The sequence below is a fragment of the Dokdonia sp. 4H-3-7-5 genome (genome assembly GCF_000212355.1).
GTDB lineage: Bacteria > Bacteroidota > Bacteroidia > Flavobacteriales > Flavobacteriaceae > Dokdonia.
The window spans coordinates 2893218-2907591 of record NC_015496.1 but is presented as its reverse complement, the minus strand read 5'-3'; the positions used below and the strand labels follow the sequence as shown (position 1 = coordinate 2907591).

The window sequence follows — 14374 nt, the reverse complement described above, 5'->3', positions numbered from 1 at the left end:
TTGGTATCTTAGAGGTTATTAAACACTAATCACAAAATTTTAAATTATGAAATTCAAGTATATTACCCTAGCAATACTAGCGACAGCAGCACTTGCAAGTTGTAAAAAAGACGTCAAAACTGTAGAAGAAGTTGAGGAAGTGACTGTAGAAGTAGAAGCTCCTGCAGCAGCAGTAGCGCAAAAAATTATAATGAAACTCGAACCTAAAAGCAATAGCAAAGCTACTGGGAGTGTTGTTTTTAAAGAAGAAGATGGCCAAGTAAGTTTTACAGCTGTTATAGGTGGTCTTGATGAAGGAATGCATGCAATACACATACACGAGAGTGCAGATTGCTCTAGCGCAGATGGTTCATCAGCTGGAGGTCACTGGAATCCTACTAATGAGCAACACGGTAAATGGGGAGCAACAGAGGGCTTCCATAAAGGCGATATAGGAAACTTCCCAGCAGACGAAAGCGGAAATGGAACTATCACTATGACTACAGATCAGTGGTGTATAGGTTGTGGAGATCCTAAAAAAGATATTGTAGGAAAAGCTATTATTGTACACCAAGGAACAGATGACTTTACATCTCAACCTAGTGGTGCAGCTGGAAAGCGTATCTCTTGTGGAGGTATCATTAAATAATAAAGACCACTAACAAGTTTATAAGAAGAGCCTCACCACAACGGTGAGGCTTTTTTATGCGCTATTGTGACCATATTAATTGGTATTTACGTGTATTAGAATCTTTTTTACATAATACTAGGGAAGTATCACTCGCTATAAATAAGACGTTAGATAGTTTCTGTTACATCCATATCTCTATGGTTGATGATATAAACTGAGTTATTTCGCTACATATAACGTATAGCAAACAGGCCATGCTTATTAAAATTTGTAACTAGAAAATATCATAACGCAAAAAAGCCCTCGCAAATGCGAGGACTTTTTTTATAGTAAGTTCTTTTGATAAGATTACTTCTTAACTTCTACAGCAGATTTTTTTAAGGCCTGGCTCATCTCAATAGATAGAGCAGATCTCTCAAATTTCATTTTACCTGACATTGTTTCCAATACACAAGTACCGTTATCATTAAGTTCAAGGATTTTACCGTGTAAACCACTTTTTGTGATCACGCGATCTCCCTTGGCAAGATCTTTATCAAAGTTCTTTTCTTGCTTGAGTTTTTTACGCTGCGGTAGTACAATAAAAAATACTATAAATACCGTAAAGAGTAAAAGTGGGCCTAGTATGCCCTGCATTCCTTCGCCCATAGTGCTTATTTAGCTGCTCCTGCAGCAGGGTTTACAAATGCTTTGATAAGTACAGTCTCTGTACCTTTCTCAGTGTTTGCTTTAATTGTAACAGTTTTAGTTACTTGGTTTGCACCACTACCGTTATATTTTACAAGTAATTCTCCTTTTTCTCCTGGAGCTACTGGATTTTTAGAATATTCTGGTACAGTACAACCACAAGAGCTCTTTGCATCTACTATTACTAATGGTGCTTTACCAGTGTTTGTAAATGTAAATTTGTGCTCAACAGTTGTTCCTTTTTCAATGTTTCCAAAATCAAATTCAGATTCATCAAAAGCAATAACTGGATATACAGTAGCTTGTGCATCTCTCGCTGCAGCAACTTCTACATTTTCTTCTTTTACTTTGCTAGCTGCATCTTCCTTACATGAAGTAAATACCATAGCCGAAAGTACTCCTAATACTAATAAACCTTTTTTCATTGTTGTTTTTTTATTAAATAATGATATGTAAAAATAAGAAAATTTAATTATTTTAAACCTCTACCCTCTTTCTTTAACCTTTTTTCTGACTCGTACTGTTTTACAAGCTTATCAAGTATTCCGTTTATAAAAATACTACTCTTAGGGGTTGAGTATTCCTTTGCTATCTCAAGGTACTCATTGATAGTCACTTTCACCGGAATAGTAGGGAATTTCAAAAATTCGCAAAGTGCCATTTTTATCAATACCATGTCTACATCTGCAATACGTTCTTTATCCCAATTAGGCGTGTTTTCTGAGATTTCAGAAGACAAGAACTCTTCATTTGCAATAGTTTTCTCAAGTAAGGTAGTTCCAAATAGTAAATCCTCATCATTCTTAAACAATACTGGAAGCAACATAGAGTCTGGAGATGCAGGTTTCATCTTCCCTATTCTTTTTAATACAGCCATATTCACCATAGGCACATCATCTACCCAAGTAAGGCGTGAATCTTCTATATAATCGTACAATTTATCATTAGGGGCGATAATTTCTGTGTAAGCCGCAACAAGGAATTTTTTATCTAATTTAAAATCAGCTTCCTCTTGTTCCATGTAAGAGACGTATAATTCACTATTTATAAGCTCATTATAAATAAGAGTTACATACTCATCATTCATTCTCCAGTTCTTGAGTTTACGCTTACTTACCTCGTCGCGTAGCTCTGCATTGTCAGATAATTTGACAAGCACTTGGTTTTGGATAAACTTTGTATTGGGATTTTTTTCTTCTTCGGTTGCTAGAATCTTTTTAGAGAATTTTTCTTGTTCCGCTTTCGCGAAAGCGTGAACCTCCACCATTAAATCTAGCATTAAGAGATACAGATTGTACATCTGGTTCATACTCTCTACTGTAAATTTATCTTCTTGTTGAAGATCAAAATGCTCCTTACTACCTAGTGCGTAGATGGTTTGCATTACTTTGACACGGATATGGCGTCTGTTTAACATAGCGACAAAGAACTTTTAGTTTGGTTATAAAATGAAAAAAGATCATTTTTAAAATCGGTGCAAAAATACAGTATTTCTAAAAGTATCTCCATGTTTTATGGATTATGTTACACTAAAATTTGGCTCGCATAGGTCTTAAAAAAAACCGACCTTAGCGGTTCAAAAAAACTGCACAATATCGCCATGGGCGCACTACAATCATTAAACAAATATTTCTTACGCTATAGATGGCGTCTTATCGCTGGGTTTTTCATTGTTATTGCTGCAAGATTCTTTGCAGTTTTTAATGTGGATATCGTAGGTGACATCATAAACGACGTAGAGATTTATATCGACGCTGGAGAAGATAACCTTCCTGGACTTAAAAAATCGATGCTTTTTAAACTGGGCTTATTATTAGGAGCGGCATTACTTTCTGGGTTCTTTACATTCTTAATGAGACAACTTATTATCGTAGTCTCTCGATATATAGAAGCTGACCTTAAAAATGATGTGTACCAGCAATACCAGAGACTAAGCTTAGGTTTTTACAAACAGAACAGAACCGGAGATCTCATGAACCGGATCTCTGAGGATGTAACTAAAGTACGTATGTATGTAGGACCTGCAATCATGTACCTCTTACAAGCACTTGTTTTATTTACTGTGGTAATACCGTATATGGTGAGAATGGCTCCTTCCCTAGCCGCTTACACACTTATCCCATTACCTATATTATCTATTGCTATTTACAAACTAAGTCGTGCAATACATGTAAGGAGTACTATCGTTCAAGAGTATCTTTCAAAACTTACTACGTTTACTCAGGAATCCTTTAGCGGGATATCTGTGATTAAAGCTTACACGCTTGAAGCAAACACCTTCAAGGATTTTGCTCAACTTAGTGAAGATAGCAAAGAGAAAAACTTAGATCTTGTAAAGGTACAAGCCTTCTTCTTCCCTCTTATGATAGGATTAATAGGCGCTAGTAACCTTATTGTAATCTTTGTGGGAGGACAGCAATATATAGACGGTACTATACCAGATTTAGGTACACTAGTAGAGTTTATAATGTATGTAAACATGCTTACCTGGCCTGTGGCTACGGTAGGATGGGTTACCTCGATAATTAAAGCTGCAGAGGCTTCACAAATACGTATTAATGAGTTTCTAGAAATAGTACCTCAAATTCAGAATACGGTAAGTAACCACACGCCTATTACAGGTGCTATCGAATTTAAGGATGTTACATTTACCTATGACGACACAAATATCACGGCCTTAAAGAATGTATCTTTCTCTATTAATCCTGGGCAGACACTTGCTATCATAGGTCCTACAGGTTCTGGAAAGTCAACTATACTTGAGCTTATAGGTAGATTATATGACGTCACAGGTGGTGTAATTCAAATAGACGGTTATGCTATGAGAGACGTTAATCTTGACGATTTGCGTTCAGAAATAGGGTATGTACCTCAAGATGCGTTCTTGTTTTCTGATACTATAGGTGAGAATATCAAGTTTGGTGATACAAACGCAAGTGATGAACAGGTTTACGCTTTCGCGAAAGCAGCATCTGTACACCACAACATCATTGATTTTAAAAATGGTTATAACACCATTCTAGGAGAACGAGGAATCACTCTTTCTGGAGGTCAGAAGCAGCGAGTATCTATAGCAAGAGCGCTTATAGGCAACCCCAAAATATTACTTCTAGATGACTGTTTAAGCGCAGTTGACACCGAGACAGAAGAAGAAATACTTAACAATCTAGAGAAACTAACTGTCGATACTACAACCATCATCGTGAGCCATAGAATATCATCTGCAAAAAATGCTGACCAAATTCTTATTATTGAAGATGGAAAAATAACACAGCAAGGCTCTCATAATCAACTAATAGAACAACAGGGATACTATAAAGAACTTTACGTAAAACAACTAGACGAAAAAGAAATGTAGAAATAATTGGGCAATGGCTAATTTTTTATCATTTTTGAAGTAGATAAACACAATCCAAACAATAAGGACTATTATGAGTGATTACGAAGGACGTGACAATGAAGAGATTTTCTCAAAAGTATTAAGAGCAGGAAGACGCACTTACTTTTTTGATGTAAGATCTACGAAGGCAGGAGATTATTACCTTACCATTACAGAGAGCAAGAAGTTTACAAATGATGATGGGTCTTTCCATTTTAAGAAACATAAAATCTACTTATATAAAGAAGACTTCGCAGGTTTTACAGAAAACTTGAATGATATGACTTCATATATTCTTGATGAAAAAGGTGAAGAAGTAATATCAGATCGTCACCAGAATGATTACTCACGCCCAGAGCCAACAGAAGTTGTAGACTCAGGTGCTGTTTCTTCAGAGAAGCCTAGTAGCATGAGCCCAGATAAGTTTACAGATGTAAGCTTTGATGATATTTAAAGATTAAATTGCTTAAAATATTTAAATACCACTTCTCACGAAGTGGTATTTTTTTTTGCTAGCCTCTTATGAAAATTACTTCTTGAGGTCTCACACTATCCGTTTCTAGCGTGAGTATTACTTCCTTATCTAAGCTCATTAATACCACAAGACCATACGTAATATTATCTTCCATATACGTTCCCATCACAACGTATGTTCTCGTATCTAGATCTATTGACGTATTTATAATATTGATCCCTCGACCCGTTTCTTCAAAAATTCTATTTATTAAATCTGTACTATTATAAGTAATAATAGCATCTGTTTCGTAGGAGTAGATACTAGAAACAATTCCATCAAATTCCTTAAAAACCATCTCATTTTGAGAAAAATGCGCCTCATTAAAGCCGTCACTTATACTTAATCCCAAAGGAAACGAATTAACCTCGCTAGTAGTAAAAGTATTTATATCAAGAACGACATGAGACACTGCATCACCATTAAAACTAAATAGATACATCTCATCACGCACATCATTGTACATAAAACCACCATACTCACTTACATCTATAACACCTAAGCGCTCGCCATCTATTGCGCTATTTACATAGAGATTACGCACTCCCGTAAAAGTATCTACAGCTATGGCAAAAGATCTATTATCGCTGGCAAAGACATTAAATTGAACAGGCGCTATATCTGCGTTACCTATATACGACTCTGAAGACGCTCCTGATAGTTGGTTATAGCTATGCACATATATATTACAACAAGTACTAGTAGCATCTAGGTAATAGGTGAGTAAACTTTGATGTGCATTTATAGTATAGAAATTATTTGAAGTATTCTCAGGATTGAAAAAATCTGTTACACTTCGCATACCGCCTGTAGCCACATCGTAAAATACATACGAAGTAGTTGGAAAATCTAGAGCAAATGCAAGTTCTGTTCCTATGGTACTTTGCAAAAACCCAAACTCAAATCCTATCGTTTCTTGAAGATTTGTAGTTATCATATCCTCATAAGATGCGGTCCACTTCACTAAGTTAAAGTTTGCTCCTGTATTAAGATCGTCACCTAATATAGCTATCGTAGGTAATGTTATTTGCTCTTCATCAATAGCTGAAGAAAATGCGTCGTCATTATCGCAATTTATAAATACGATACATGTAAGTATGAAAGAGAACCTGGTTAATAGCTTCATTTTTTTCTAAAAGGTACTTATTAATTTTTAACAGCGATCACCTCTATCTCAATTTTTGCACCTAGAGCTAGTGCTTCGACGGCAAAGGTTGTTCTAGCTGGTTTCTGAGGAAAATAAGAGCTATACACTTCATTAAATGCTTTGAAGTCTTTTATATCATCAAGTATTACTAATGCCTTCACCACATTACTCATATCCATATCGTGCTGCGCTAATACCTCTTTTATGTTTTCAAGGGTTTGCGTTGTTTCGGCAGTTATTCCACCAGGTACTAGTGTGCGGTTTTTTTGATTTAAACCTATTTGACCAGAGAGAAAATACATCTCGCCTACTTGTACTACATCAGAAAAAGGAGCATCTTTCTTTGTGATCTCGTGAGACTTATGAAAGACAGGTTTTTCAATAATTTCAACCTTGGTTTCTAGTGCTGGTCTTGTAAGAGAATGTCTTTCTTGACAAGACAAAAAAAGTAATAAACACGCGGCGAATAAGGAAAGTCTTTTCATATAGATTGTTTTTTAGACAATAAATGTACACATAGATGAGAACCTTTTTTAAGGATTACGTATTTTTAAACTTTTAGATTACATGATGTAGTACGCTTTCGCGAAAGCGCACTAACAACCTACCCATATGGATAAAAAACAAGAATTTCTAGAATTTATTAAAGCAGGAAATACGTTTAAGGGAGACTTTATAACGATGGGAGCTGCGATGCTAGATGGTGAGACGATTACAAATGCACACGTAAAAGTGCCCCTTAAAACCTTGAATCGTCACGGCCTCATAGCCGGAGCAACTGGAACTGGAAAAACAAAAACACTACAAATAATAGCCGAAAACTTATCTGACAAAGGTATCCCTGTACTTTTAATGGATATGAAAGGTGATCTATCTGGTATTGCAAAAGCAAGCCCAGGACATGCTAAAATAGATGAGCGCCATGCAAAAATTGGAGTTCCCTTTGAAGCAAAAGATTTTCCCGTAGAACTTCTCACACTCTCAGATCAAAATGGGGTGAGATTAAGAGCTACGGTAAGTGAGTTTGGACCTGTGTTATTTTCTCGTATTCTTGATGCTACTGTTGCACAATCTGGTATTATCTCTATTCTCTTTAAATATAGTGATGATAATAAATTGCCTTTACTAGATTTAAAGGATTTCAAAAAAATCTTGCAGTACGCTACTAAGGAAGGTAAAGGAGAGATAGAAGAAAATTACGGAAGAATATCTCCTGCATCTTCTGGATCCATCTTACGCAAGATAGTAGAACTAGAACAACAAGGAGCAGATATCTTTTTTGGAGAAAAATCTTTTGATACAGATGATCTTACTAGAAAAACTGAGGATGGCCGTGGCGTTATAAACGTGATTCGTCTTACAGATATTCAAGATAGACCTAAACTGTTTTCTACATTTATGCTAAGCTTGCTGGCAGAGATTTATTCTACCTTTCCAGAACAAGGAGACAGCGGTAAACCAGAGCTTGTAATCTTTATAGATGAAGCACACCTTATATTTAAAGAAGCCTCAAAAGCACTGCACAGCCAGATAGAAAGTATTGTAAAATTAATACGTTCTAAAGGGGTTGGAATTTATTTTGTAACTCAAAACCCAACAGATATTCCAGATGGAGTATTGAGTCAGTTAGGTCTAAAAGTGCAACATGCATTACGTGCATTTACTGCAAAAGATAGAAAAGCCATAAAACTTACTGCCGAAAACTATCCGGATTCTCCATACTACGATACCAAGTCGGTACTTACCTCATTAGGTATAGGGGAAGCATTAATTTCTGCCCTTGATGAGAAAGGTCGCCCTACTCCACTTGCTGCAACAATGTTACGTGCTCCTATGTCACGTATGGACGTGCTTACTCAAAAAGAGATTGATAGTATTAATGATAGATCTGAACTATTAGAAAAGTATAGCGAACTCACAGACCGTGAGAGTGCTTATGAACTTTTACAGAAAAAGATAGATAAAGCAAACGAATCTGAAGCAAAGGAAAAAGCTAAAGAGGAACGCGCCAAAGCATCAAAATCTTCTTCTAGATCATCTAGTTCAAAAAGCACACAAAGTGCTGGTGCAAAAGCATTAATTAAGGTACTTACCAGTGCTACAGTAATACGCGGAGTATTTGGAATACTTGGTAAAATGCTGAAATAATTAGAAATCATTAAAATGATTAAAAGCTCCCCTAACGGTAGTTTTATTACAAATAATAGCATCCATCACACATGAGGTGCATCAATATTTTATGAAAAAACACATTATAACATTATCAATTTTAGGACTTATACTCGCAAGCTGTAGTAATTCTGGCAACTTTAGCATCTCAAAGGAAACTGTAGGGCCACTTACAAAGACTACTAAGGTAAGCGAACTCAAAACAACTTTTGCAAATGATAGTCTTGTAGATGCTACAGGAGCCACAGACTTTAAAACGCCACAAGGATATGTGACCGTTTTTGAAAAAGGAGGTAAAAAGCTATTAGAACTAGGTCCAAGTTCAAATGAAACTGATGCGACTATCAACTATATTCGAGTATATGATGAGCGCTTTAAAACAACCGAAGGTATCACTACCAAAAGCACTTTTAAAGATATTCAAGATGGTTATAAAATCAAGCGCATAGACAACTTGATATCTACTATAGTTGTTCTTATTGAGGATAATGACATCTTCTTTACAATTGATAAAAAGCACCTTCCATCTGAGCTTATGTTTGATACACAATCAAAAGTAGAGTTCTCTCAAATACCAGATGATGCACCTATAAAATATGTTCAAATAAGCTGGTAATGAGTAAAAAATATAAGATTCAGAAAAGTCCTTTTGTAGTTCCTACTACAGATGGTAAATTAATAGAAGAACACTGGGGTCGTGCTACAGACGGTAATACTGCTGTAAGTATTGCTCATATGGTTGCTCCGCCAGGATGGAGTGAGCCATTTCAAACTCCAGAGTTTGATGAGTATACTTATATCATACGTGGTAAAAAACAATTTATCATAGAAGACGAAACATTAATACTAGAAACGGGGCAAAGTATTAAAATAGATCGCAACACAAGAGTGCAATACAGCAATCCATTTAATGAGGAATGTGAGTATATGTCTATTTGTACTCCTGCATTTTCGCCAGATTCCGTTAACAGAGAATAATATTACTATTGAAAAAGTCACTACAACGCCTTATACCTAAACTTATAGGGGCAAAAATTAATAGCATTAGTATTGTAAATCCTGCAGCAGCAGCGCAGCAGTCATTTAATATCTTTTGTACGCCACGTAAAGGCAGGCCTTATGGGGAGCAAATTCCATATTTAGAACAACCAAAATTTGAAAAATTAGATTCTGGATCTTGTGAGCTTCAGTCATATCATTGGGAAGGAACTGGCAAAAAGGTTCTTCTCATTCATGGCTGGGAGAGCAACACCTACAGATGGTATAGACTTATAGAAGATCTACAGAAAGAAAATTACGACATCTATGCAATAGATGCACCTGCTCATGGATACTCAACTGGAAAATTACTTAACGTTCCAAGATATGCTCAGGCAATAGAAACTGCTATCAATACTTATCAACCTGATCACATTATCGGGCACTCGATAGGCGGTCTTGCTACGGTGTTTCATCAGTTTACTTACAAGCCTCAAGGCTTGACATCTGCAGTGATCTTAGGATCTGCTTCAGAGCTTGCAGAAATTATGGTGGGCTATAAGGCAATTCTTGGCTTGAATAATAGGACTATGACTGCCTTAGAAAAATTAGTCAAGGAATTATTTGGTTATAATTTTAAAGAATTTTCTGGAGCTACTTTTGCAAAATCTCTTACCCTACCGGCGTTGATTATTCATGATAAGTATGATAAAATAACGCCTGTCTCTGCTTCACAAAATATCCATAAAAATTGGAAAGGAAGCATCTATATTGAAACCGAAGGCTATGGACATTCCTTGTATCAAGAAGAAGTACGTAAGCATATTATAGATTTTTTAGCTTAAATCTTCTATATCTTCAATGTCATCTTGAGAACTTTTAGGACCTTCATTGTGTACATTTAAATCATAACCCACGTAAAAACCTAATGGTTCATCTATAATTAATTTGACTTGTGAAGCAACTTGACCAGTATGAAATGAAAAATGCTCTACTGCGTGAAGCACAAGTCCTATTCCAGAATAATTGAATCCTTGCACTTGTCTTTTATTCAAAAGATTTTCAGGCAATGCATCTTCTATTATAATAGTTGCAGACTGTACTGTAAGCAACAATTTTTGAAGAAGCTCATCTCTTGTATAACCGTCTTCTGTCGAAAATTCTAACTCACGATCACGCTCATCTGGCTTACCTCCAAGGCCAGATATTATATACTGAGTAAGATTGCCACAGATATGTAATAGTTGGTTACCAAGTGTATTGAGCGCTTGATTTTGCTTTATCCAGATTTCGTCTTCTGAGATTTTGGATAAAGCAATACTAATCATACGCACATTTTCGTCTAATCGAAAAATAGCATTTTCTTTAAAATCTTCGTGCCAGCTACTTTGCATACTACGCCTTTGTTTCTAAAATATAATTCTCTAACTGCTTTAATGAGATTCTATTCTCATAAATAGCTTTTCCTATAATCGTCCCTTCGCAACCCATCGCTGCAAGCTTAGGAAGCTCATCAAATGTCGAAATTCCGCCTGACGCAATTAATTTCAAATCTGGAGTACTTTTTAATATCTCCTCATATAAGTCAAAACTAGGACCTTCAAGCATACCGTCTTTACTTATATCTGTACAAATAGCATAAGACACCCCTTCCTTGTTGTAAGAGTTTATAAACTCTACCACATCATCATCAGACTCTTCAAGCCATCCAGAGATTGCAATTTTTCTATTATGAGCATCTGCTCCCAAGATAATTTTATCACTCCCAAATTTTGATAACCAGCTCTGAAATGTCTCTGGATTTTTTACAGCAATACTTCCACCAGTGATTTGAGAAGCACCACTTTCAAAAGCAATCCTTAAGTCCTCATCTGTTTTCAATCCTCCGCCAAAATCTACTTTTAAACTCGTTTGAGAAGCAATTTGTTCCAGAATTTTATGATTTACAATATGCTTACTTTTTGCACCATCTAGATCTACAAGGTGCAAGTGTGTAATCCCGTGTGCTTCAAATTGCTTTGCAACCTCAAGCGGATTTTCATTATACACTTTCTTCGTTGCATAATCACCCTTAGAAAGGCGTACACAAGCTCCCTCTATGATATCTATTGCAGGTATAATCCTCATAATTCTAAAAAGTTTTTAAGTATTTGTTCTCCCACATTACTAGATTTTTCTGGGTGAAACTGTGTTCCATAAAAGTTATCCTTTGCAAAAGCACTTCCGTAAGGAATTCCATAAGAGGTGGTTGCTATGGTTTCGGTAGTTACTGGGGCGTAAAAACTATGCACCATATAAATAAATGATCCATCCTCTACTCCTTTAAATAATGGAGATTTAAGATCTGTAATCTTGTTCCACTGTATTTGTGGGACTTTTACGCTTTCGCGAAAGCGTATCACATCTACATCAAAGATTCCTAGACCTTCTGTATTACCTTCCTCAGAACGGTTGCACATAAGTTGCATCCCAAGACAAATTCCTAAAACAGGCTGCTTTAAAGTAGGAATTACGTTATCAAGACCCGTTTCTCTCAGTTTTGACATGGCACTACTCGCCTCACCTACTCCAGGGAAAATCACCTTATCTGCCGACCGAATTTCTTCTTCATCATTGCTCAAAGTAGCTTTAAATCCTAAGCGTTCTATCGCAAATTTTATGCTCTGTATATTACCAGCGCCATAATTAATTATTACTATTTTCATTACAGCATACCTTTTGTGGATGGTAAAATCATCTTATCTGCGTCTCTCTTTACCGCTACTTTAATAGCCTTTGCAAATGCTTTAAAGATGGCCTCTATTTTGTGGTGCTCGTTTGTTCCTTCGGCTTTGATATTAAGATTTGCCTTTGCACCATCTGTAAACGATTTAAAGAAGTGATAAAACATTTCTGTAGGCATTTTACCTATCATCTCACGATTAAAATCTGCTTCCCAAACTAGCCAGTTTCTTCCTCCAAAGTCTATAGCAACTTGCGCAAGACAATCATCCATAGGCAAGCAAAAACCGTAACGTTCTATTCCTAATTTATTTCCTAAAGCGATGGCGAACACTTCTCCTAGGGCGATTGCCGTATCTTCTATCGTGTGGTGCTCATCTACTTCAAGGTCTCCTTTTACTTGGATATCTAGATCCATTTGCCCGTGACGAGCAATCTGATCCAGCATATGGTCAAAGAATGAAAGACCAGTATCTATATTTGATTTACCAGTACCATCAAGGTTCAGAGTAATGTTTATGTCTGTTTCATTCGTTTTTCGCGAAAGCGTAGCTACACGTCTTTCTAACTTAAGAAACTCATAAATCTTCTGCCAATCGTTAGTCTCTAGGGCAATATCTTTATTTAAATCATCTTGTGAGATAGTGATTTCTCCCGTACCAAGATTAGTATCATCATTAATAAATATACCCTTTGCCCCTAAGTTTGTTGCAAGTTGCATATCTGTAAGGCGGTCACCTATTACAAAAGAGTTCTCAAGATCATACTCCTCAGAAAAGTATTGCTTTAGTAAACCAGTTCCAGGTTTTCTAGTGTCTTTATTTTCGTGCGGAAATGTGCGGTCTAAAAATACATTATCAAAAACAACACCTTCGTTTTCAAAAGACTTCATTATAAAATTGTGCACTGGCCAGAAGGTGTCTTCTGGAAAAGAGTCTGTACCTAAACCATCTTGATTTGTAATCATTACAAGCTCATAATCGAGCTCCTGCGCAATCTTACCTAACCAAGTAAAACACTTAGGATAGAATATCATTTTTTCAAACGCATCGATTTGTTCATCTACCGTTTCTTTAATCATTGTACCATCACGGTCGATAAAAAGGACTTTTTTAGCCATTATTTTAATGTATTTAATGCGTTTATAAGTTGTGTATTTTCTTCTATAGTTCCTACTGTAAAACGTAGTGTATTCTCACACAAAGGTTGTGTGCTTCTGTTACGTACAACTATCCCAAGAGCTATAAGTTGCTGATATCTCTGGTTTGCATCATCTACTCTCGCAAGTATAAAGTTTGCATCAGATGGGAAAATCTCTTTAACAAATGATACTTCTTGTAAGACCTTTGATAAAGCCGCTCTGTTCTCTAAAAGCGTATTTATTTCTGTATTTATAGTCTCCGTTTGCACCAACCTATTATAAGCTCTTTCTTGTGTAAGAGCGTTTACGTTATAGGGAGGTTTAATTTTATTTAAAACAGTAATAATCTCATCACTTGCAATGCATAAGCCTAAACGTATACCTGCAAGGCCATACGCCTTAGATAGTGTTTGCGTGATTATTAAATTAGGATATTGAGATAATTGTTTTGACCAACTTTCTGTAGTTGCAAAATCTATATATGCTTCATCAAGAATTACTAGAACTTTAAAAGTTTCTAAAATCTCAATAATAGCAGCTGCATCAATAACATTACCCGTTGGATTGTTTGGCGAGCAAATAAAAATAAGCTTTGTATGCTCATTTATGGCAGCCAAAATACCCGCAGTATCAAGTTGGAAATCTTGATTAAGTAAGACTTCTGTATTTTTAATATCATTAGTCCCAGCAAGTACCTTGTACATTCCATATGTAGGTGGTACAGTGATGATTTCATCCTTGCCAGGAATACAAAATGCTCTAAATATTAAATCAAGCACTTCATCACTACCGTTACCCAATAACAGTTGGCTCTCAGAAATACTACGCTGTGCAGCTATAAGGCTCTTTAAAGTGCGTTGCTGCGGATCTGGATATCTATTTACACCATTTTCAAATGGATTTTCATTTGCATCAAGAAATATCATTTCCTCATCAAAATCTGTAAACTCATCTCTAGCAGAGCTATAAGCTTGCATGCTTGCCACGTTAGGACGGACGAGACTAGAGATACTAAAGGTTTTATTCAT

Annotated in this window: 17 protein-coding genes; 7 read left to right on the top strand and 10 right to left on the bottom strand. The window is 36.1% G+C overall.

What is annotated here, in order from left to right:
- The first annotated feature begins 46 nt into the window (after window positions 1–46).
- A complete protein-coding gene (locus KRODI_RS12925) occupies window positions 47–628 on the top strand; it encodes a superoxide dismutase family protein (protein ID WP_013752058.1) in 582 nt (193 codons plus the stop codon).
- 330 nt (window positions 629–958) lie between these two features.
- Here the strand turns inward: KRODI_RS12925 and yajC are convergent, their stop codons facing one another.
- From yajC to nusB, 3 genes are read right to left on the bottom strand one after another with little or no spacing between them, the layout of a single operon-like run.
- Window positions 959–1258: a preprotein translocase subunit YajC gene (gene yajC, locus KRODI_RS12920; protein WP_013752057.1), complete on the bottom strand. Its 300-nt coding sequence runs from the start codon at window positions 1256–1258 to the stop codon at window positions 959–961.
- 5 nt (window positions 1259–1263) lie between these two features.
- Entirely contained in the window at window positions 1264–1722 is a 459-nt protein-coding gene (locus KRODI_RS12915; RefSeq protein ID WP_013752056.1) for a DUF1573 domain-containing protein, read from the bottom strand.
- A gap of 47 nt (window positions 1723–1769) precedes the next feature.
- Window positions 1770–2681 (bottom strand): transcription antitermination factor NusB, encoded by a 912-nt coding sequence (gene nusB, locus KRODI_RS12910; RefSeq protein WP_041295711.1) that lies wholly within the window; start codon window positions 2679–2681, stop codon window positions 1770–1772.
- Between the two features lie 216 nt (window positions 2682–2897).
- On the opposite strand from nusB, the gene KRODI_RS12905 reads away from it, so the two are divergent.
- Entirely contained in the window at window positions 2898–4655 is a 1758-nt protein-coding gene (locus tag KRODI_RS12905; protein WP_013752054.1) for an ABC transporter ATP-binding protein, read from the top strand.
- A 73-nt stretch (window positions 4656–4728) separates the two neighbouring features.
- Window positions 4729–5130 carry a PUR family DNA/RNA-binding protein gene (locus KRODI_RS12900; protein ID WP_013752053.1) on the top strand — a complete coding sequence of 134 codons (402 nt, stop codon included), beginning with the start codon at window positions 4729–4731 and terminating at the stop codon, window positions 5128–5130.
- A gap of 58 nt (window positions 5131–5188) precedes the next feature.
- Here KRODI_RS12900 and KRODI_RS12895 read toward each other — a convergent pair whose 3' ends face one another.
- Window positions 5189–6316: a hypothetical protein gene (locus tag KRODI_RS12895; protein ID WP_013752052.1), complete on the bottom strand. Its 1128-nt coding sequence runs from the start codon at window positions 6314–6316 to the stop codon at window positions 5189–5191.
- Between the two features lie 20 nt (window positions 6317–6336).
- Window positions 6337–6822, bottom strand: coding sequence for a RidA family protein (locus KRODI_RS12890; protein WP_013752051.1), 486 nt, complete (start codon window positions 6820–6822; stop codon window positions 6337–6339).
- 127 nt (window positions 6823–6949) lie between these two features.
- On the opposite strand from KRODI_RS12890, the gene KRODI_RS12885 reads away from it, so the two are divergent.
- The 4 genes from KRODI_RS12885 (at window position 6950) to KRODI_RS12870 (ending at window position 10329) form a co-directional block, all read left to right on the top strand.
- The gene (locus KRODI_RS12885) at window positions 6950–8485 is read left to right on the top strand and encodes a helicase HerA-like domain-containing protein (RefSeq protein WP_013752050.1); all 1536 of its coding nucleotides are present in this window, start codon (window positions 6950–6952) and stop codon (window positions 8483–8485) included.
- A gap of 91 nt (window positions 8486–8576) precedes the next feature.
- Entirely contained in the window at window positions 8577–9122 is a 546-nt protein-coding gene (locus tag KRODI_RS12880) for a hypothetical protein (protein ID WP_013752049.1), read from the top strand.
- Window positions 9122–9484 (top strand): cupin domain-containing protein, encoded by a 363-nt coding sequence (locus KRODI_RS12875; RefSeq protein WP_013752048.1) that lies wholly within the window; start codon window positions 9122–9124, stop codon window positions 9482–9484. The genes KRODI_RS12880 and KRODI_RS12875 overlap by 1 nt, the downstream gene beginning before the upstream one ends.
- Window positions 9485–9492: 8 nt before the next feature.
- Window positions 9493–10329 carry an alpha/beta fold hydrolase gene (locus KRODI_RS12870; RefSeq protein WP_013752047.1) on the top strand — a complete coding sequence of 279 codons (837 nt, stop codon included), beginning with the start codon at window positions 9493–9495 and terminating at the stop codon, window positions 10327–10329.
- On the opposite strand, the gene KRODI_RS12865 is transcribed toward KRODI_RS12870, so the two are convergent.
- Genes KRODI_RS12865 through hisC form a run of 5 tightly spaced genes read right to left on the bottom strand, consistent with a single transcriptional unit; the run spans window position 10321 to window position 14374 of the window.
- Window positions 10321–10878: a DinB family protein gene (locus KRODI_RS12865; RefSeq protein WP_013752046.1), complete on the bottom strand. Its 558-nt coding sequence runs from the start codon at window positions 10876–10878 to the stop codon at window positions 10321–10323. The two genes, KRODI_RS12870 and KRODI_RS12865, sit on opposite strands and share 9 nt — an antisense overlap.
- A 1-nt stretch (window position 10879) precedes the next feature.
- Entirely contained in the window at window positions 10880–11611 is a 732-nt protein-coding gene (hisA, locus tag KRODI_RS12860; RefSeq protein WP_013752045.1) for a 1-(5-phosphoribosyl)-5-[(5-phosphoribosylamino)methylideneamino]imidazole-4-carboxamide isomerase, read from the bottom strand.
- Window positions 11608–12189: an imidazole glycerol phosphate synthase subunit HisH gene (hisH, locus tag KRODI_RS12855; protein WP_013752044.1), complete on the bottom strand. Its 582-nt coding sequence runs from the start codon at window positions 12187–12189 to the stop codon at window positions 11608–11610. Before hisH ends, hisA begins: the two co-directional genes overlap by 4 nt.
- The gene (gene hisB / locus KRODI_RS12850) at window positions 12189–13325 is read right to left on the bottom strand and encodes a bifunctional histidinol-phosphatase/imidazoleglycerol-phosphate dehydratase HisB (RefSeq protein WP_013752043.1); all 1137 of its coding nucleotides are present in this window, start codon (window positions 13323–13325) and stop codon (window positions 12189–12191) included. Before hisB ends, hisH begins: the two co-directional genes overlap by 1 nt.
- A complete protein-coding gene (gene hisC / locus KRODI_RS12845; protein WP_013752042.1) occupies window positions 13325–14374 on the bottom strand; it encodes a histidinol-phosphate transaminase in 1050 nt (349 codons plus the stop codon). Before hisC ends, hisB begins: the two co-directional genes overlap by 1 nt.